General features: G+C 72.5%; 18 protein-coding genes. 6 read left to right on the top strand and 12 right to left on the bottom strand.

Going from position 1 to position 19,490, the window contains the following annotated elements:
- Positions 1-21 precede the first annotated feature (21 nt).
- The 9 genes from HNR20_RS12915 to HNR20_RS12875 all read right to left on the bottom strand — a co-directional run bounded on the left by HNR20_RS12915 (position 22) and on the right by HNR20_RS12875 (position 11,107).
- Positions 22-1,185: an acyl-CoA dehydrogenase family protein gene (locus tag HNR20_RS12915; RefSeq protein WP_184179397.1), complete on the bottom strand. Its 1,164-nt coding sequence runs from the start codon at positions 1,183-1,185 to the stop codon at positions 22-24.
- Positions 1,182-3,164: an ATP-binding protein gene (locus HNR20_RS12910; protein WP_184179395.1), complete on the bottom strand. Its 1,983-nt coding sequence runs from the start codon at positions 3,162-3,164 to the stop codon at positions 1,182-1,184. The genes HNR20_RS12915 and HNR20_RS12910 overlap by 4 nt, the downstream gene beginning before the upstream one ends.
- 15 nt (positions 3,165-3,179) lie before the next feature.
- A complete protein-coding gene (locus tag HNR20_RS12905) occupies positions 3,180-4,781 on the bottom strand; it encodes an acyl-CoA carboxylase subunit beta (RefSeq protein WP_184179393.1) in 1,602 nt (533 codons plus the stop codon).
- Complete coding sequence (locus tag HNR20_RS12900; RefSeq protein WP_184179391.1) at positions 4,778-5,974, bottom strand: acyl-CoA dehydrogenase family protein; 1,197 nt, start codon at positions 5,972-5,974, stop codon at positions 4,778-4,780. The genes HNR20_RS12905 and HNR20_RS12900 overlap by 4 nt, the downstream gene beginning before the upstream one ends.
- Positions 5,975-6,029: 55 nt before the next feature.
- Positions 6,030-7,721 (bottom strand): acyclic terpene utilization AtuA family protein, encoded by a 1,692-nt coding sequence (locus tag HNR20_RS12895; RefSeq protein ID WP_184179389.1) that lies wholly within the window; start codon positions 7,719-7,721, stop codon positions 6,030-6,032.
- The gene (locus HNR20_RS12890) at positions 7,718-8,527 is read right to left on the bottom strand and encodes a TIGR03084 family metal-binding protein (RefSeq protein ID WP_184179387.1); all 810 of its coding nucleotides are present in this window, start codon (positions 8,525-8,527) and stop codon (positions 7,718-7,720) included. Before HNR20_RS12890 ends, HNR20_RS12895 begins: the two co-directional genes overlap by 4 nt.
- Positions 8,528-8,564: 37 nt before the next feature.
- Positions 8,565-9,170 (bottom strand): TetR/AcrR family transcriptional regulator, encoded by a 606-nt coding sequence (locus tag HNR20_RS12885; RefSeq protein WP_184179385.1) that lies wholly within the window; start codon positions 9,168-9,170, stop codon positions 8,565-8,567.
- A gap of 406 nt (positions 9,171-9,576) precedes the next feature.
- Complete coding sequence (locus tag HNR20_RS12880) at positions 9,577-10,320, bottom strand: metallophosphoesterase family protein (RefSeq protein ID WP_184179383.1); 744 nt, start codon at positions 10,318-10,320, stop codon at positions 9,577-9,579.
- Positions 10,321-10,429: 109 nt separating this feature from the next.
- Positions 10,430-11,107 (bottom strand): Crp/Fnr family transcriptional regulator, encoded by a 678-nt coding sequence (locus HNR20_RS12875; RefSeq protein ID WP_110563686.1) that lies wholly within the window; start codon positions 11,105-11,107, stop codon positions 10,430-10,432.
- Between the two features lie 143 nt (positions 11,108-11,250).
- On the opposite strand from HNR20_RS12875, the gene HNR20_RS12870 reads away from it, so the two are divergent.
- The 6 genes from HNR20_RS12870 to HNR20_RS12845 all read left to right on the top strand — a co-directional run bounded on the left by HNR20_RS12870 (position 11,251) and on the right by HNR20_RS12845 (position 16,547).
- Positions 11,251-11,913, top strand: a complete 663-nt coding sequence (locus HNR20_RS12870; protein WP_184179381.1) for an adenosylcobinamide amidohydrolase — start codon at positions 11,251-11,253, stop codon at positions 11,911-11,913.
- A 56-nt stretch (positions 11,914-11,969) separates the two neighbouring features.
- Positions 11,970-13,148: a CapA family protein gene (locus tag HNR20_RS12865; RefSeq protein WP_184179379.1), complete on the top strand. Its 1,179-nt coding sequence runs from the start codon at positions 11,970-11,972 to the stop codon at positions 13,146-13,148.
- Between the two features lie 41 nt (positions 13,149-13,189).
- A complete protein-coding gene (nth, locus tag HNR20_RS12860; protein ID WP_308425425.1) occupies positions 13,190-13,978 on the top strand; it encodes an endonuclease III in 789 nt (262 codons plus the stop codon).
- Entirely contained in the window at positions 13,975-14,616 is a 642-nt protein-coding gene (locus HNR20_RS12855; RefSeq protein ID WP_184179375.1) for a TlpA family protein disulfide reductase, read from the top strand. The genes nth and HNR20_RS12855 overlap by 4 nt, the downstream gene beginning before the upstream one ends.
- Complete coding sequence (locus tag HNR20_RS12850) at positions 14,613-15,305, top strand: NUDIX hydrolase (protein ID WP_184179373.1); 693 nt, start codon at positions 14,613-14,615, stop codon at positions 15,303-15,305. Before HNR20_RS12855 ends, HNR20_RS12850 begins: the two co-directional genes overlap by 4 nt.
- A 63-nt stretch (positions 15,306-15,368) precedes the next feature.
- Complete coding sequence (locus HNR20_RS12845) at positions 15,369-16,547, top strand: MarP family serine protease (RefSeq protein WP_184179370.1); 1,179 nt, start codon at positions 15,369-15,371, stop codon at positions 16,545-16,547.
- 13 nt (positions 16,548-16,560) lie between these two features.
- Here HNR20_RS12845 and HNR20_RS12840 read toward each other — a convergent pair whose 3' ends face one another.
- The 3 genes from HNR20_RS12840 to mycP are packed head-to-tail and all read right to left on the bottom strand — an operon-like array spanning position 16,561 to position 19,487.
- A complete protein-coding gene (locus tag HNR20_RS12840; protein ID WP_184179368.1) occupies positions 16,561-17,265 on the bottom strand; it encodes a phosphatase PAP2 family protein in 705 nt (234 codons plus the stop codon).
- A 37-nt stretch (positions 17,266-17,302) separates the two neighbouring features.
- Positions 17,303-18,094, bottom strand: a complete 792-nt coding sequence (locus HNR20_RS12835; RefSeq protein ID WP_184179366.1) for a phosphatase PAP2 family protein — start codon at positions 18,092-18,094, stop codon at positions 17,303-17,305.
- Positions 18,095-18,146: 52 nt separating this feature from the next.
- On the bottom strand, positions 18,147-19,487 hold the full coding sequence (mycP, locus tag HNR20_RS12830) for a type VII secretion-associated serine protease mycosin (RefSeq protein ID WP_184179364.1): 1,341 nt from the start codon (positions 19,485-19,487) through the stop codon (positions 18,147-18,149).
- Positions 19,488-19,490 lie beyond the last annotated feature (3 nt).

Raw genomic sequence — 19,490 nt, 5'->3', positions numbered from 1 at the left:
GTCATGCGTCGGTTGGGCGGCTCAGTACGACTTGTCCTGACCGAGGACGTGCTGGGCTACGAAGTTGAGGATCATCTCTCTACTGACCGGGGCGATCCGGCCGGCCCGGACCGCGCCGAGCAGGGTCGCCACCCCGTACTCGGTGGTCATGCCGGCCCCGCCGAGCACCTGGACGGCGGTGTCCACGGCGAGTGCCGCCGCCTCCCCGGCCGCGTACTTGGCCATGTTGCCGGCCACCCCGGCCTCCAGGTCGCGGCCCGCGTCGTACAGCGTGGCCGCCTTCTGGATCATGAGTCGGGCCAGCTCCACCTGCACCGCGGCGTGCGCCAGCGGGTGTGACACACCCTGGTGCGAGCCGATGGTCCGGCCACCCCAGACCTTGCGGGTGGCGGTGTACTCGCTGGCCCGCTCGATGGCGTACCGGCCGGTGCCGGCACCCATCGCGGCCACCGTGATCCGTTCCGGGTTGAGCCCGGCGAAGAGGGCCGGCAGGCCGGTGTCCAGCGACTCACCGAGCAGCGCGTCGGCGGGGAGTCGCACGTCATCCAGGTAGAGCAGGAACTGGTTCTCCGGGGACAAGATCTCCATGTCCAGCTTGGACCGGGTCAGCCCAGCCGCGTCGGTCGGCACCAGGAACAGCGCGGGCTTCAGTTTTCCGGTGGACGAGTCCTCGGTCCGTGCCACCACCAGCACGTGGTCCGCCTCGTCCACCCCGGAGATGTAGCACTTGCGGCCGGAGAGCAGCCAACCGTCGCCGTCGCGGCGGGCGACCGTGCCGAGCCGGTGGAAGTTGGAACCGGCCTCCGGCTCGGTGATCGCGAAGACGATCTTCTGGGAGCCGTCGGCGAGGCCGGGCAGGTGCCGCTTGCGCTGCTCCTCGGTGCCATGCCGGTTGAGCACCGTGGCCGCGATCGCGGGGGAGACCACCAGCAGCAGTAGCGGGCAGCCGGCGGCCGCCAGCTCCTCGCAGACGATGGCCAGGTCGGTGATGCCGCCGCCCCCACCGCCGTACTCGGTGGGGATGTTGACCCCCAGGTAGCCGAGCCGGCCGGCCTCGGCCCAGAGTTCGGTGGTGTGTTCCCCGGCCTTCGCCTTCTCGACGAAGTAGCCGTGGCCGTAGCGGCGGCCCAACGCTCGCACCGCGTCGCGCAGTTGGTCCTGCTCAGGGGTGAGGTCGAAGGTCATCGCGGGTTCTCCTCTGCGTTGTCGATGACGGCAAGCACCGCGCCGGTGCGCACCTGACCGCCGGCCGGCACCGGCAGCTCGGCGACCACGCCGTCGGTCGGAGCGAGGACGGGATGTTCCAACTTCATCGCTTCCAGGGTGAGCAGCGGATCGCCGGCCGAGACCCGCTGGCCGACCTGGACGTGCACCCGAGCCACCGCGCCCGGCAGCGGCGCGAGCAGCGAACCGGCGGCCACCTCCGCGGTGGGCAGCGGGAGGCGTGGCAGCTCGGCCAGGCTCGCCGCCCCGTCCGGGCCGTCCACGAACACCGCCGACCCCGCCCGGTGTACGCGGTACGCGTGCCGCACCCCATCGACGTCGAGCACCACTCGGTCGGGGGTGGCCTCGACCAGCGCCACGGCCGGCCGTTCGGTGGCACCGGGGTCGGCGGACCACTCGGCGAGCCGGCCCGTGCGGTCCAGCCGGTAGCGGACCTCGACCTCGCCGTCCGGCCCGCTGAACCGGGTGACCTGCGGGACGGCCGGCACGTTACGCCAGCCCGACGGCAGCCCGGCCAGCACCGGCGCGTCGGCACGGCGGCCGGCGGCTGAGGCGAGTGCCGCCGCCAGCGCGGCCAGCGGGAACCGGTCGGCGGGAAGCAGCGGGGCGAAGACCTCCGTGTGCCGGTCCAGGAACCCGGTGTCGATCTCCACGGCCGCGAACGCGGGGCTGCGCAGAACCCCGACCAGCAGGTCCCGGTTGGTGGTCACCCCGTGCAGCTCAGCTCGGGCCAGCGCGGTGGACAGCAGGCGGGTCGCCTCCGCGCGGGTGCGGCCCCAGCCGACCAGCTTCGCCAGCATCGAGTCGTAGTGCACCCCGACCACCGATCCGGCCACCACACCCGAGTCGAGCCGCAGGCCCGGCGCGGCCAGCCCGCCGAACTCGGCTGCCACCTGGGGGACCGCGAACCGGTGCAGGGTGCCGGTGGCCGGCCGCCAACCCGCGGTGGCGTCCTCGGCACACAGGCGTACCTCGATCGCATGCCCGGTGCTGACCGGCAGGGTCGCCGGCAGTGGCTCACCCTCGGCGACGAGCAGTTGCAGCCCCACCAGGTCCAGCCCCGTGCACAGCTCGGTGACCGGGTGCTCCACCTGGAGCCGGGTGTTCATCTCCAGGAAGAAGAACTCCCCACCCGGGGCGAGCAGGAACTCCACAGTGCCCGCACCCAGGTAGTCGACCGCGCGACCAGCGGCCACCGCCGCCTCGTGCAACGCCGTCCGCACCCGCTCCGGAACGACCGCCGGCGCCTCCTCGACGATCTTCTGGTGCCGGCGCTGGATCGAGCACTCACGGTCACCGAGGGCCACCACCCGACCGTGGGCGTCGCCGAAGATCTGCACCTCGACGTGCCGACCGCGCTCGACGTACCGCTCGATGAAGACCGTGCCGTCACCGAACGCGGCAGCCGCCTCGCGGCGCGCCGAGGCGACGGCCTCGGCCAGCCCGCCTGCATCCCGGACGATCCGCATCCCCCGCCCGCCGCCACCGGCGGACGCCTTGACGAGCACCGGAAAGTCGGTGATCACATCGGTGTCGGTCCAGCTCGGCAGCATCGGCACGCCCGCCTCGGCGAGCAGCGCCTTCGCCGCCAGCTTGTCGCCCATCGCGGCGATCACCTTGGCTGGCGGCCCGACCCAGGTCAGCCCGGCGTCGGTCACCGCCGCCGCGAACTCGGCGTTCTCGGCGAGGAACCCGTAGCCCGGGTGGACGGCGTCCGCGCCGCTGCGCCGGGCCGCATCCAGGATCAGCTCGACCCGCAGGTACGTCTCGGCCGGCGCGGCACCGGGCAGCCGGACCGCGTGGTCGGCCTCGGCGACGAACGGCTCGGCGGCATCCGCATCCGAGTGCACCGCGACCGTCTCCACGCCGAGCGCCCGGCAGGTCGCGAAGACCCGGCGGGCGATCTCCCCACGATTGGCGACGAGCAATCTACTGATCATCTTTGGCTTCGCCCCCTACATCCGGAAGACGCCGAAACCGTCGGCGCCCTCCACCGGTCCGCTGTGGATCGCCGAGAGGCAGAGCCCGAGGACCGTACGCGTGTCCCGAGGGTCGATCACCCCGTCGTCGTAGAGCCGGCCGGAGAGGAACAGCGCGCCCGACTGCGACTCGATCTGCTGCTCGACCATCATTCGCATCGCGGCGTCGGACTCCTCGTCGTAGTCGCGCCCCCGGGCGGCGGCGGCCTGCCGCGCCACGATGGAGAGCACCCCGGCGAGCTGAGCCGGACCCATCACCGCCGACTTCGCGTTCGGCCAGGTGAACAAGAACCTCGGCTCGTACGCCCGGCCACACATGCCGTAGTTGCCGGCCCCGTACGAGGCGCCGAGGTTCACCGTCAGGTGCGGCACCGTCGAGTTGGACACCGCATTGATCATCAGTGCGCCGTGCTTGATGATGCCGCGCTGCTCGTACTCGGTGCCGACCATGTAGCCGGTGGTGTTCTGCAGGAAGATCAGCGGGGTGTCCGCGGCGTTCGCGAGCTGGATGAACTGGGCCGCCTTCTGCGCCTCCTCGCTGAACAACACCCCGCGGGCGTTGGCCAGCACGCCGACCGGGTACCCGTGCAGCTCGCCCCAGCCGGTGACCAGCGCGTCCCCGTACGCGGGCTTGAACTCGTCGAAGTCGCTGCCGTCCAGGATCCGGGCCAGCACCTCACGTGGGTCGAACGGCACCTTCAGGTCCGCGCTGGTGATGCCGAGCAACTCCTCCGGGTCGTACTTCGGTGGCTGCGGCACGGCCGTACGCGGCGACGGGCCCTGCTTGCGCCAGTTCAACCGGCGTACGCACTGCCGGGCCAACCGGATGCCGTCCCGCTCGTCGGAGGCCAGATAGTCGGCGAGCCCCGACGTGGCCGCGTGCATCGCCGCACCACCCAGCGACTCGTCGTCGGTCACCTCGCCGGTCGCCATCTTCACCAGCGGCGGCCCGGCCAGGTAGACCTGCGACCGGTCCCGAATCATGATCACGTGGTCGGACATCCCCGGCACGTACGCGCCACCGGCCGTCGCGTTGCCGAAGACCACGCTGACCGTGGGGATGCCCGCCGCCGAGAGCCGGGTCAGGTCACGGAACACCCGACCACCCGGAATGAAGATCTCCGCCTGGGTGGGCAGGTCCGCCCCGGCCGACTCGACAAGGTTGACCATCGGGAGCCGGTTGGCCAGGGCGATCTCGCCGGCCCGCCGGGTCTTCGCCAGCGACCACGGATTGACCGCGCCGCCGCGTACCGTCGGATCGTTGGCGACGATCAGACACTCCACGCCCTCGACGACCCCGATGCCGGTGACCACGCTGGCCCCGACCGGGAAGTCCGTGCCGTACGCGGCGACCGGCGACAACTCCAGGAACGGGCTGTCCGCGTCCACCAGCAGCTCGATCCGCTCCCGGGGGAGCAGTTTGCCGCGCGAGTGGTGCCGGGTCACGTACTTCTCGCCGCCGCCGGCCCGAGCCTGGTCCAGCGCGGCGTCCAACTCGGCCAGTCGGTCCAGCAGAGCCGCCCGGTTCACCACGTGCCCGGGAGCGGACACGTCGACCGCGCTGTTCAGGATGCTCACAGCCCCATGCCCTTCGCGATGATCTCGTTCATGATCTCGGTGGTGCCGCCGCCGATGCCGAGGATCCGGGCATCGCGGTAGTGCCGCTCCACCTCGGCGTCGCGCAGGTAGCCGAAGCCGCCGTGCAACTGCAACGCCTGGTCGACGACCTGGTCGCAGGCGGCCACCGCCACGTTCTTGGCCATCGCCACCTCGGTCACCACCGGCTCGCCCGCCGCCACCCGGATGGCCACCTCGTGCACGTACGACCGGGCGGCCTCCGCCCTGGTGTGCATCTCGGCCAACCGGTGCCGGATCAGCTGTCGACTGGCCAACGGGCGGCCGAAGGTCTCCCGGTCCCGGCACCAGCGCGTCGCCAGTTCGACGCAACGCTGGGCGGTGGCGTACGCCTGCGTCGCCAGGGAGAGCCGCTCCGCCGCGAAGTGCTGCATGATCGCCAGGAAGCCGGTGTTCTCGGCGCCGATCCGGTTGGCCACCGGCACCCGTACGTCGACGAACGACAGCTCGGCGGTGTCCGAGCAGTGCCAGCCCAACTTCTCCAACCGCCGCCCCACCGTGAACCCGGGCAGCCCCTTGTCGATGACCAGCAGGGTGAGCTCGCCGCTGCCGGGGAAGTCGGTGCAGACCGCCGTGGTCACGAAATCGGCCCGATGCCCGCTGGTGATGTAGGTCTTCGACCCGTTCACCACGTAGTGGTCGCCGTCCCGCCGGGCGTTGGTGCGGATGCCGGCCACATCGGAACCGCCGTCCGGTTCGGTGATCGCCAGCGCGCCGATCATCGTGCCAGCCAGGGTCGGCCGGACGTACCGATCGATCAGGTCGTCGTCACCCGGCGTCGCCGCGACGCCGAGTCGGCCACCCAGCGACCCGCCGGTACGGGCACCCGCCGCCGCGACCATGTGCGGCAACGCGATGCCGTGCGTGAACAGGGCCGCCACCAGCCCGGACGAGCCGCCCGAGCGGATCAGCTCCTCGGTCACGATGATCGAGTCGAGCAGGTCACCGCCGCTGCCACCGACCGACTCGGGAAAACCGATGCCGAGCAGGCCGAGCTTCGCCGCGGTGGCGTGCAGCGCCCGGGGCACCTCACCGACCCGCTCCCAGTCGTCCAGGTGCGACAGCACCTCGCGCGTCACGAAGGCGCGGGTCAGCTCGCGCAGTTGTCGCCGCTCCGGCGTGTCCACGATGCTCACGGCGTCACCGTTGTTCGCGACTGCGGGGCTCGCAGGACCGGCTCACTCCTCGCGCTCACGGCACCAACCCCGGCGGCACGTCGGCCGGTAGGTCGACGATCCGGGCGCGCAGCAGCTCGCCGAGCGCCTTGGCCTGCGGATCGAACCGGGTCGACGCGGCCACCCCCGCCCCGAGCAGGCCCTCGATCACGAAGTTGATCGCGCGCAGGTTCGGCAGCTCGTAGCGCCGCACCGACAGCGGCGCGGTCTCCGGCAACAGCTCGGCCAGCCGCTCGACGGTCAACCAGGCGCGCAGCCACGCGTCCCCGGCTTCGGTCCGCGCCCAGACGCCGAGGTTCGCGTCCCCACCCTTGTCCCCCGAGCGCGCGCCGACCAACTCGCCGAGCGGTCCGCGTCGGGTCGGACCGTCGACGGCCGCCTCGCCGCCCGAAGCTGTCTCGGCGGCTGCGGCGGCGGCGGCTGCGGCGGGGGCGGTGCGGAGCGGCGGGGCGATCGGCACCCGCTCGCCGCCGGGCAGCACCGCGACGTGCGCCACCGCGTCCTGCGGCACCGTGTCGGCGGTGAAGACGCCGTACGGGGTCGCGTCGCCGGGCAGGGTGGTCAGCGTGCAGCCCGGGTACGACGCCAGCGCCAACTCCACCGCTGCCGCCGAGAAGGCCCGTCCGGCTCGCGCCTTGTCGCCGTCGCGCAGGTGGACGTGGAGCAGCGCACTGGCAGCCTCGGTGTCGGCGGCATCGGGGTGGTCGGTCCGGGCCAGCACGAACTCCAGCCCGTCCTTGCCCACCGCCTCCTCGACCTGCCCTCGGACCAGAGCGGCCTTCGCCTGGATGTCGAGGCCGCAGAGGACGAACGTCATCGAGTTGCGGAAGCCACCGAGGTTGTTGACGCCCACCTTGAGCGTGGCCGGCGGTGGCGTACCCCGGACACCGGAGACCTGGACCCGGTCCGGCCCGTCGGCCCGCAACGTCACCGTGTCCAGTCGGGTGACCACGTCCGGTCCCAGGTACGCGGGCCCACCGATCTCGTAGAGCAGTTGGGCGGTGACCGTCTCCACGGTGACCGCGCCGCCGGTGCCCACATGCTTGGTGAGCACCGCTGTGCCATCGGCGTGCACCTCGGCGATCGGGAAACCGGGCCGATGCCCGCCGTCAGGCAGTTCGGTGAAGAAGCTGAAGTTGCCACCGGTGACCTGTGCGCCGCACTCGATGAGGTGACCCGCGACGGTCGCCCCGGCCAGCTCGTCGAGGTCGTCGCGGCCCCACCCGTACCGGGCGATGGCCGGGCCGACCACCAGCGACGCGTCGGTGACCCGGCCGGTGACCACCACGTCCGCACCGCCGTCGAGGCAGGCCGCGATCCCGAACGCGCCAAGGTAGGCGTTCGCGCTCAACGCGTCCGGCCGCTGGATCATGTCGCCCTCGACGTACCCGACCTGGGCCGGCAGGCCCAGACGGCCGGCGAGCGCGCCGATGGCGGCGGCCAGGCCGGCCGGGTTCAACCCGCCGGCGTTCGTCACGATCCGCACCCCTCGGTCGAGGGCGGTGCCGAGGCACGTCTCCAGTTGACGCAGGAACGTCTTCGCGTAGCCCAGGTCGGGGTCGCGCAGCCGATCCCGCGCGAGGATCAGCATGGTCAACTCGGCCAGGTAGTCACCGGTCAGCACATCCAACTCGCCGCCGTCGAGCATCTCCCGCCAGGCGGTGAACCGGTCGCCGTAGAAGCCGGAGGCGTTTCCGATCCGGATCATGCTCGTCCTCCGCCCGCGTCGGCCGGGGCGGCGGTCGGCTCGCGGCCGACCCCGGGCGGGCCGGCGAACGCCTGCGCCACGTCGAGCCACTCGTCGGCGACCGGACCGACAGCGACCAGGGCGAGGTCCGCGCGGTGTCGGCGCTGGGTGACCAGCAGGCAGAAGTCCCGAGCCGGGCCGCTCAGTCGGTCGGCGGCGTCCGCCGGACCCCAGCTCCACGTGTCACCGCCGGGCCCGACCAGGTCGACCCGGACCGGCGCCGTCGGTGCCACCCGGCCGTGCGCGGCGAAGCCGTGCCCGAGGGTACGCACACCGAGGTGCGCGACGTGCCGGAGCCGGTCGGTGGCGGGACGGACGACGCCGAGTGTGTCGGCCACGTCCTCACCGTGTGCCCAGGTCTCCATGATCCGGGCGGTCGCCATCGAGGTGGCGGACATCCGGGTGCCGTACCAGGGCAGCTTCTCGCCGGCCGGAACGGCGGCCAGTGCGTCGGTGAGTGCCGCCCGGCCGGCGCGCCAACGGGGGAGCAGCTCCGCCGGCGGGGCGAGGAACTCCTCGGCACCGGCGTCGACCATCCGGGTCGGGTCGGGTGCGGCAGTGACCGTCGCGTAGAACGCCGCGGGATCGGTCGCGGCCAGCAGCGCCACCTGGTCGGTCCAGGCGAGGTGGGCGATCTGGTGTCCGATGCTCCAGCCCGGAGCGAGGGTCGGTCGTGACCAATCGGCCGCCGGCAGCGGCGCCACCAGGAGGTCCAGCTGGGTGGACTCGGCGGCCAGATCCGCGAGCAGGTCGGTGAGGTCGACCATGGTGCCTCCGGTCGGTGAAGGCCTGCGCGGCCGGCGGTCAGGGCGTGAGCAGGGTGGCGAGTTGGCGCTTCCAGGTGGTCAGCAGAGCAGTGCGGCGGGCCGAGTCGTCGTTGAGCAGGTTGGCCACCCCGAGCCCGCGGAGCAGGTCGAGGGTCGCCTGCACCGCCTCGCGGACTCCGGGCCGGCGCTCATCGACGCCGAGTAGCGCGACGGTGAGGCGGTGCATCTCCCGGCCGACCGTCGCCTCCAGCGGTACCAGGGCGTCCCGCAGCTCCCGATCGGTGCGGGCGGCGACCCAGAGCTCGAGAGCGGCCACGAACAGCGGCCCGGTGAACGCCACACCGAGCAGGTCGATCACCCGGTCCAGTCGCTGCGGGCCAGCGGGCATCGCCTCGGCCTCGGTGCGCAGCTCGGCGGCCCGCCGCTCGGCCAGATGGGCCACGGCGGCGGTGACCAGGGCGGCCTTCGTCGGGTAGTGATGCAGCTGGGCCCCGCGCGAGACACCGGCCCGTGCAGCGACGACGGTGGTCGTGGTGCCGGACCAGCCGTGCTCGATCAGGCAGTCGACAGTCGCCTCCAGCAGACGGGCCTGGGTGGCGCGGCTGCGCTCCTGCTGAGGGACACGCGTCGATGCGGCGGACACGGGAACAGCCTGCGGCCTACGAAACAAACAGTCAAGACTGACTTTTTCTAAGGCTGGCGTCGCACGGGCGGGCAGTGCGGCAGCGCGGGGTGGTGCGGAACGGCGCGCGGCGGCGCGTCTCAGGGGTGGGTGCGGGTGTGCTGACTCGCTTTGGAGCTGATGTCACAAACGAGTCATCGGCAGATCCGGCGGGCCAATCCGGCGGGCGGGCTGGTCCGGCGGGCGGGTCTGGCGGGCCGCAGCCAGCCGAACTCTGGCCTTTCCCGCTGACCTCGTCCGCTGATGTCGCAAACGATTCAGCTCCAAAGGCACCCAATCCCATGTCCCCAGCTGCCGCGGCTGCGGCGGGGGCCAGAAGGGCGGAGAGCGCGTTACCGTCCCGCCCCCAAAGCACCCGACTGCTCGCTCAGCGGCCGTCGCGGGGGCCGAAGACCGCCAACGCGGCGGCGTCGCTGTGTTGGGAGCGCAGGTACTCGTCGGCCCAGGCGGCGGCGTCGGGGAAGGTCGACTCGGCGGCCACCCGGGCGCACGCCGCGTCCACGTCGAAGTGCGTGCGCCGCAGCTGGACGCCTGGCCCCAGCAGTGCCCACCACGCGCCGGCACCGCCGTAGGGCATGCCGATGCTGCCGGGGTTGACCACCAGACGTCGATCGACGAGCCGGGTGAAGGGCATGTGGGTGTGCCCGCAGACCACCGTCGAGACCTCGGCCGGAAGACCGGCGAACACCTCCGTCCAGCGCTCCATCCGGGAGTCGACGAGCACCATCTCCTCGTCGTCGCGGGGGGTCGCGTGGCAGAAGAGCGTCGGGCCGAGGTCGCCGACCTCCAGCGTCACCGTCGCCGGCAGCGCGGCGAGACGGGCCAACTGGTCGTCGCGGAGCTGCCCGGCGGCCCAGTTGGACACCTCGATCGACGCGGGCCGGCCGGCCCGCGCCTCGACCAGCTCGCGGTCGGCGTTACCGCCGACCCAGCACACCCGGTCGCCCAGGCCGGCGAGCACGTCCAGCACCTCGACCGGCTGCGGACCGGCCGCGATGTCGCCGGTCAGGACGATCAGGTCGGCGGCGGCGACGTCCGGTTCGGCCAGCACGGCCTCCAGAGCGGGCAACACGCCATGGATGTCGGAGAGCACGGCAACGCTGTTCGGCATGGCCCCACCCTCGTTGCCCGCGCCGGTCAGAGACCAGCGATTCTGCTCGGGGCAGACGAAACGTCCCCGCCCACCGTCGAAGACGGAAGGCGGGGACGGGACGTGCTGATCAGACGCGGGCGCGACGAGCGAGGCGCTCCGGGTCCAGGATGATGATGCTCTTGCCGTCCAGCCGCAGCCAGCCGCGCGAGGCGAAGTCGGCCAGCGCCTTGTTGACCGTCTCCCGGGAGGCGCCGACGAGCTGGGCGATCTCCTCCTGGGTGAGGTCGTGGGTCACCCGCAGGACGCCGCCGTCGCGGGTGCCGAACCGGCCGGCCATCTGGAGCAGGTTCTTGGCGACCCGGCCCGGCACGTCCGTGAAGATCAGGTCGGCGAGCGAGTCGTTGGTCCGGCGCAGCCGTCGGGCGAGCACCCGGAGCAACTGCTCGGCGATCTCCGGGCGGTTGGCCAGCCATGGCCGCAGCGCCTGCTTGCGCAGACGTACGAGCCGGGTGTCGGTCACCGCGGTGGCGGTCGCCGTACGCGGGCCAGGGTCGAAGAGCGACAGCTCACCAACCATGTCCGACGGCCCCATCACCGCGATCAGGTTCTGTCGGCCGTCCGCGGCGCGGCGACCAACCTTGATCTTCCCGGACAGCAGGATATAGAGACTGTCACCGGGCTCGCCCTCATTGAAAACGATCTCGCCCTTGCGGACCTCGATCGTCTCCATCTCCTTGGCAAGCGCCTCGGCAGCTTCCGGGTCAACACCCTGGAAGATCCCGCTGCGGGCCAGTACCTCGTCCATCGCGCACCTCCGCTTACGCGTGCCGTCCGTCGGCCGGGTCCGCCGTCCGCTGATCCCCTCGCGCGCCGCCAAGTCTAGGCGCACGTGAGCATGAATCAGAGGTCGCCCCTGGAATCTTGATCGGTGGGCGTAACCTGCCCGACGTGCTGAGGGAGCCGATTCTGACCAGCCGCGCCGAGGATGGGCGGCACATTCCGCTGCTCGTCTGGCGCGCGGACGTGCCCCTGCGGGCGGTCAGCAGCGGCCCGCTGGGCGGTGGTATCGGGGCCCGGCGCTGGGTGCTGAACGCGACCGTACCCATGTCGTACGACCGGGATGACCCCGCCGCGCACCTGGGGGCGCTCGCCGCCGACCTCGCCCTCGACGGGCCCGGGATCGGCCTGCTGACCGGCGTCGATGTGAGCGAGGTGGTGGCGCGGACCGACACCGGCGTGCGGGCCTGGGCGACGGTCGGGCTCGGCACCCCCGTGCTCGCGGCCGCGCACGCTCCGGCCACGCTCGCCCAGCGCGTCGGCACGGTCAACATCGTGGTGTACGTCCCGGCTCGGCTCGCCGACTCGGCACTTGTCAACGCCGTGGCCACGGCGACCGAGGCGAAGACCCAGGCGATCACCGAGTTGGGGTTGCCCGGGACCGGCACCCCGACCGACGCGGTCACCGTGCTCTGCCCGGTCGGCGGGCCGGAGGCCGCGTACGGCGGGCCTCGCTCCACCTGGGGCGCCCCGCTCGCCCGAGCGGTGCACGCCGCGGTGCTCGCCGGGGGCGCCCGGGCGGTCGTGCCCTGGTCAGAGCAGCTCGGCGGCTGAACTTCCAACCGATCGGCTGTCGTCGGCGCGTTAACGGCCCGGTAGGGTCGCGAGCGATGTATTCTCCCGCCTCCCTCGCGTCCCGCCCGCGTCGCCGCGTGGCCCTCGGCCTCGCCGCGCTGCTGGCCACCCTGCTCGTCGCCGGCTGCGCCGACTCCGGTGGCGACGCTCCCGTCTGGCAGCCAGGCGCCGGCGGCGGTGGCACCGGCGCGCCGGTGGCCACGGCCGGCCCGAAGGCAACCGGGCCGGCGGCCTCCGAGGAGGGCGGCGCGATCTCGCTCTCCGCCACCGGCGACATCATCATGGGCAACGCGCCGAGCCGGCTGCCCGCCGCCGGCGGTAAGGGCTTCTTCGCGGCGGTCACCGAGGCGCTCAAGGCCGACCTGGTGATGGGCAACCTGGAGGAGCCGCTGACCGTGGACACCGGCACCGGCAAGTGCGGGGCCAACTCCACCCGCTGCTTCCAGTTCCGGGCTCCACCGGAGTACGCCGCACACCTGCGCGACGCCGGCTTCGACGTGCTCAACCAGGCCAACAACCACGGCTACGACTACGGGCCGAAGGGCTACGAGAACACCCAGAAGGCGCTGGAGAAGTACGACCTGGAGCACACCGGCGCGCCGGACCAGATCACCGTGGTCGACGTCAAGGGCGTCAAGGTCGCGGTGGCCGGGTTCTCGTCGTACGTCTGGTCCAACAGCCTGGTCGACATCGACAAGGCGAAGACGGTGGTCGCCAAGGCCGCCACCATGGCCGACGTGGTCGTGGTGCAGGTGCACATGGGTGGCGAGGGTGCCGCCCAGACCCGGGTCAAGCCGGGCACGGAGATGTTCCTCGGCGAAAACCGGGGCGACCCGGTAAAGTTCTCGCACGCCATGATCGACGCCGGCGCGGATCTGATCGTCGGGCACGGGCCGCACGTGCTGCGCGGCATGGAGTTCTACAAGGGCCGGCTCATCGCGTACAGCCTGGGCAACTTCGCCGGCGGCGGCAACTCGCTGAACAACGACGGCCGCCTCGGTTGGGGCGGGGTGCTGAAGGTGTCGCTCAAGCCGGACGGCGCCTGGGCCGGCGGCTCCTTCACCTCGACGTACATGAACGACGCCGGCAAGCCGACCATGGACCGGAACAACCGGGGCCTGGGTCTGGTTACCGAGTTGAGCCGCAGCGACTTCCCGTCGAGCGGCGCCCGGCTCGACGGGCAGGGCAAGATCTCGTCGCCGACCGGTGGTTGACCCGACCGGGAACGTCCGGGGCGCGACGTAGGCTGACCGTCGTGACCAGTAGCCCTCCCGGTGCCAGCGAGACCGACCTCGGGCGCAAACGTCGTGCCCGCAAGATCGGTCGGGTGCTGGCTGAGACGCACCCCGACGCGCATTGTGAGCTGGACCACTCCAATGCCCTGGAGTTGGCCGTCGCCACCATCCTTTCCGCGCAGTGCACGGACAAGAAGGTCAACGAGGTCACGCCGAAGCTCTTCGCCCGCTACCCCAGCGCCGCCGCGTACGCCGGGGCCGACCGCGGCGAGATGGAGGAGCTGATCCGGCCCACCGGCTTCTTTCGCAACAAGACCGACTCGCTGCTCAAGCTCGGTCAGGCTCTTCTCGACCGGTACGACGGCAACGTCCCCGGCCGGCTCGCCGATCTGGTGACGCTGCCCGGCATCGGCCGCAAGACCGCCAACGTGATCCTCGGCAACGCCTTCGACGTCCCGGGCATCACCGTCGACACGCACTTCCAGCGGCTGGTCCACCGGTGGGGGCTGACCACCGAAACCGACCCGGTCAAGATCGAGCACGCGATCGGCGCGTTGTACGACAAGCGCGACTGGACCATGCTGTCGCACCGGATCATCTTCCACGGGCGACGGGTCTGTCACGCCCGCAAACCGGCCTGTGGCGCCTGCACGCTCGCGAAGCTCTGCCCCTCGTACGGCACCGGCCCGACCGAGCCCGCCGCTGCCGCCAAGCTGCTCAAGGGCCCCCGGGCACGCGATCTCGCGGTGGCGGCCGGAGTCGACCCGGAGTTGGTGCCCGCGCAGGCGATCGCGGCGGAGGTGCCGTGAACCGGCGCCTCGCCCTCCTGGTCCTGCCGCTGCTGCTGACCGTCGCCGGCTGCACCAGCGGCACGGTCGACGACCCCGCCCCCCGGCCGGCTGCCGCCGAGCGTCCCTCGCCGTTCCGGGACTGCGCCGGCCTGAGCACGGCACCCACGGCCGCCTCGCCGGGTGCGGGCACCGCGGCATCGCCCGGTTCCGCAACGGCGACGCCCAAAGCCGGCGAGCTGCTGCCGGAGCTGACCCTGGCCTGCTTCACCGGCGGAACCCCCGTCGCTCTGCGGGACGTGGCCGGTCCCGCCGTGATCAACGTCTGGGCCTCCTGGTGCCCGCCGTGCCGCAAGGAGTTGCCCGCCTTCCAACGCCTCAGCGCGCGGTCCGCCGGTCAGCTCCAGGTGATCGGGGTCAACAGCCGGGACAGCCGCGGCGGCGCCCAGTCCATCGGTGAGGACTTCGGCGTACGGTTCCCGATCCTGGTCGACCAGGGCGAGGCGTTGCAACGCGAGCTGAAGCGCAACGCCATCCCGTTGACCCTCTTCGTCGACGCGCAGGGCCGGATCCGGCACATCGACGCCACCGGCGCGCTCGACGACGCCCAACTCGCCAAGCTGGTCCGCCAGCACCTCGGCCTGGTGGTGTCGGCGTGACCCGTCGACCGCCCGAGTGGATCGAGCCCTTGTTGACCCGGCTGGGCACCGCCCGAGCCGAGGACTTCACGAGGCTGACCACCCCGGCCGAGGGGGGCCGGGAGAGCGCCGTGCTGGTGCTGCTCGGCGAGCAACCCAGCGTCGGCCCCGACGTGCTGGTCCTGCAACGCGCCGCCACCCTGCGCAACCACGCCGGCCAGCCAGCCTTCCCCGGGGGCGCGGCCGACCCGGAGGACGCCGACGTACGCGCCACCGCCCTGCGCGAGGCGAACGAGGAGGTCGGCCTCGACCCGGCCAGCGTGACCGTGCTCGCCGAGCTGCCGAAACTGTGGATCCCGGTCAGCGACTTCGTGGTCACGCCGGTGCTGGCCTGGTGGCACGACCCGCACCCGGTGCACCCCCGGGAGCCGGCCGAGGTGGCACACGTCGCCCGGCTGCCCATCAGTGAACTGGTCGACCCGGCCAACCGGCTGCGGGTCCGCCACCCCAGCGGCTGGATCGGGCCGGCGTTCTCGGCGCGCGGGATGCTCGTCTGGGGCTTCACCGCCGGGGTGCTGGCCACTCTGCTGGAGATGGGCGGCTGGGCCGGCCCGTGGCGGCACGACCGGGTGGTCGAGCTGCCACCATCCGGGATGACCCCGGCACCGTCGGCCGGCACCGACGACGTCGACGAGACCGCATTGCGCTGACCCCGCGGTCACCTTCCGCAAGCGATGGTCATCTGGGGGGCGCGCTGCCCGTACGCTTGACCCGTGTCCGTCGTGGATCTCGCCCTCCTGTTGCTCATGCTCGTGTTCGCGATCAGCGGATACCGCCAGGGCTTCGTCATCGGCATCACGTCGCTGACCGGCTTCTTCCTGGGGCTGTTGCTGGGCCTCCAGCTCGGGCCGCTGTTCGCCCGGCAGTTCGTGGACGCCGGCACCCGGGTGCTGATCTCGCTGGTGGCGATCTTCGGGCTGGCCGTGATCGGGCAGGCGCTCGCCGGCTGGCTCGGCTCACACCTGCGCAAGACGATCACCAGCGACGTGGGCAAACGGATCGACGACGTCGGCGGGGCGTTCGTCTCGCTCTTCGCGGTGCTGCTGCTCGCCTGGCTGGTGGCCGTACCGCTCGGTTCGTCCTCGGTCCCCTGGCTCGCCGCCTCGGTACGCAACAGCGCGCTGATCACGGTGGTCAACCGGGTTCTGCCGGAGAAGGCTCACCAGTTGTCCACCGCACTGGAAGACACCGTCGACACCGACGGGTTCCCGGACGTCTTCGGTGGTCTCGCACCCACCCGGGCCCGGCAGGTCGAGCCACCGGACCCGGCGTTGGCCGGCTCACAGGTCGTGGTGAGCGGCCAGCGGTCGGTGGTCAAGGTCCTCGGTTCCGCACCCAGTTGCTCGCGCCGGATCGAGGGTTCCGGCTTCGTGTACGCCGATGACCGGGTGATGACCAACGCGCACGTCGTCGCCGGCACCCGGTCGGTCGCCGTGGAGTTGGGCGGCGAACGGTACGACGGCAAGGTCGTTGTCTACGATCCGGACCGGGACCTGGCCGTGCTGCTCGTGCCCGGGCTACCCGGTCCGTCCCTGCGGTTCGCCGCCGGCAACGCGGGCAGCGGCTCCGACGCCATCGTGCTCGGCTTCCCGCTCGACGGCCCCTACAACGCGCAGTCGGCGCGGATCCGCGACGTCGACCGGATCAAAGGACCGGACATCTACTCCGCCGGCGACGTCACCCGGGAGATCTACACGATCCGAGCGCTGGTCCGTAGCGGCAACTCCGGCGGGCCGCTGCTCTCCGCCAACGGCCTGGTGCTCGGCGTGATCTTCGCGGCGGCGGCCGACGACCCGAACACCGGTTTCGCGGTGACCGCGGCCGAGGCCCGCCCGGTGGCGTTGGCCGGTGCCGAACGCAACCGGCAGGTCGCCACCGGCGAGTGCACCTGAGCGCCGCTCGCGGTCAGCTCCGGGCCGCCACCACGGGCCGCCTGGTCGGCTGCTTCGCCCGCCCCCACCGCAGCCCTCGGTCCAGCACGGCGCGGGCCATGATCGCGACGCAGGTGCCGCCGTTGACGAACGACGCCAGCACGTCGCTCGGGTGGTGCATCCCCCGATACATCCGGGTCACCGCCACACCCAGCGGCACCGTCAGCAGCAGCGTCCACCAGGCGACCTTCGCCCCGGTGCTCCGTACCCGTAGCGCCATCAGCACGGCAACACCGACGTAGAGCGCCACTGCCGCCGAGGTGTGCCCGGACGGGAAGCTCGACGTGGGTGGCGACACGTCCATGTGCTCCACCGCCGGCCGGTGCCGGTCGATCGCCAGCGTGGTCAGCAGGAACACCAGCGCCTGGGCGGTCACCGCCGCGCACAGGAACAGCGGCTCCCGCCAGCGCTTCAGCCAGAGTCGCAGCGCCAGCGCCACCAGCACGGTGACCACGACGATCATCTGGGTGCTGGCCAGCGTGCTGAACACCAGCGAGACGCTGTTCCAGCCGTCGGTACGGTCGCCGGCGAGTTCCCGGTTGACCGCGTCCTCGACGGTGAACGGCCAGGTCCGGGCGAGCACCCGGGTGATCAGCACCCCGAGCAGCACCATGACGCCCAGCAGGAGGGACACCGGCAGCAGCACCCGCCGGACGATCAAGAGCACGGTGTCGGACATGGGTGGGCCAGTACCCGGCCGGCCTCGACGTCACGCCTCAGGCGTCCTCGGGGTGCCGCTCGACTTCCGGAGAGACGCCGTCGCGGGCGGGCTGGACCGGCCGCAGGCCGGCGTGTGCGCGCCAACTGGTGAACGCGGCGGTGGTCGCCGCGACCACCGCCACACCGAGCAGCCAGCCGCCCAGCACGTCGCTGGTGAAGTGCACACCGAGCGCCACCCTGCTCAGCCCGGTCACCACGGTGAGCAGTAGCGCGGCGACCCAGAGCGCGACCCGCGCCACCCCCCGCCCGACGTAGGGCAGGAGCACCAGCAGCAGCACCCCGGCGGCCAGGGTGGCGTTCAGCGCGTGCCCGGAGGGGAACGAGAAGCCGGCGGCCCGCGCCACCGGGTCCAACAGCTCCGGCCGGTCCCGGCCGACGAGCAACTTGAGCAGCGGACCGATCAGACCACCGACGACCATGGTGGTGGTCGCCCAGAGGGCCAGCCGGCGGGCTCCCCGGCGCAGCAGCCAGATCACCAGGAGCAGGGCGACGGCCCGCAGTGGCATCGGCGCGAACACGTCACTCCAGATCCGCATCAGCACGACCCAGGCCGGGTGGTCGACCGCGTAGTCGTGCAGCGTGTGGGTGACCGCCGTGTCCAGCCGGTGCAGCGGTGCCCAGGCGCCGAGCACCAGCAGCGCGAGCAGCGCGAAAGGCACCAGCACCAGGAACGCCGCCGTCGCGGCAAGGGTCAGCCGCAGACCCAGCGAATGGTCCGGGTCGAGTCGGCGGCGCCGCCACGACGGCTGGCTGGAGGGGGCGAGGGTGGGCGGCCGATGCGTACTCATGGGTCGGTTCTACCCGACGAGGCGACTGGTCAGGCCTGCCCGTGGGCCGCGATCAAGGGGTCCGCTGTCGGAGCCGGCGCACCAACAGGGCGGCGCCGCCGGCCAAGGCGGCGAGCAGCACGACCCCGGTCCACAGCTGCTCCGGTGCCGAGGTGTCCTCGCCGCCCGCCGCCCGCGCCGTCCACTGGGTCTGTCGACGAGGCGCGGCGAGACCGAGCGGATCGCTGCCGGCACCGGCCACCGGCTCGTCATCCGCCGAGCCGGGAGCCGGGCCGAAGCCGGTCACGCCCGGCGACGTCTGATCGTCCAGCGGGTTGGCGGCCACTGGCGGCACCTGAGCGGTCAGCGCGGCCACCGGGTCGACCATCCCGTACCCGAAGCGGTCGTCCCGCCCGGTCGGGCCGAGATCCCGGGCGGTGGCCAGCAACCGGTTGACCACCTCACCCGCGGGCATCTGTGGATAGCGGGACCGGACCAGCGCGGCGGTGGCCGCCACCAGCGGCGCGGCGAAGCTGGTGCCCTGCACCCGCCAGTACCCGTCCGGAGGTTTGGCGCCGACCAGCCCGGTGGCGGGGGCGGTGAGCACCGTCGCCCGGCCGGTGATCGACCCGGACCACAGGTTGTCGCTGCTGCGTTCGAGACCGGCGACCGCGATCACGCCCGGTTCACGGGCCGGGTACCACACCTTGGTGCTGGTGGAGGTGGCCAGGTTGCCGGTGCAGGCGACCACGACCACGTCCCGGACGAACGCGTAGTCCAGGGCCGCGGCCAGGGCCGGGCTGTCGCCGCTGCCGCCCAGCGACAGGTTGATCACGCGGGCGCCGTGGTCGACCGCCCAGCGGACCCCCTGGGCGACGATCAGCGCGTCGTCGTAGCGGTTGTCCTCGTCGAGCACCCGCACCGGCAGGATCCGGGCGTCCGGCGCGAGGCCGACCGCGCCCCGCTTGTCGTCGCTGCGCCCGGCGATCAGACCGGCGACCGTGGTGCCGTGCCCCACCGGATCCGGGCCCGCACCCCCGTCGGGGCCGACCAGATCCTGACCGGGCAGCACCTGACCGACCAGGTCAGGATGGGTGCCGTCCACTCCGGAGTCGACCACCGCGACGGTCACGCCCCGGCCGGTCGAGCTGCGCCACGCCGTCTCGGCCTGCAACTCGTCGAGCTGCCACTGCTCGTCACGGACCTGGTCGGTGCGGGCGACAGTGTCGCCGGGGGCAAACGCCATCGGCGCGCCAGCGAGCTGCCCGCCATGGGTGGGCGCGACGACGGGCACGGCCGCCGCGGTCGGCGCCACGACGGCGAGCGCCGCGGCCACACCGAGCAGCGCCCGGACGGTAGCCCGTCGGTCCGCTGACGGACCGCTGTGCCGCACCCCTGTCACATCCCCAGCCATTCA

Origin of the sequence: Micromonospora parathelypteridis (assembly GCF_014201145.1) — a bacterium.
Classification (GTDB): Bacteria; Actinomycetota; Actinomycetes; order Mycobacteriales; family Micromonosporaceae; genus Micromonospora; species Micromonospora parathelypteridis.
Note: the sequence above shows the minus strand (reverse complement) of the source record. Positions and strands in the feature narration are given on the sequence as shown.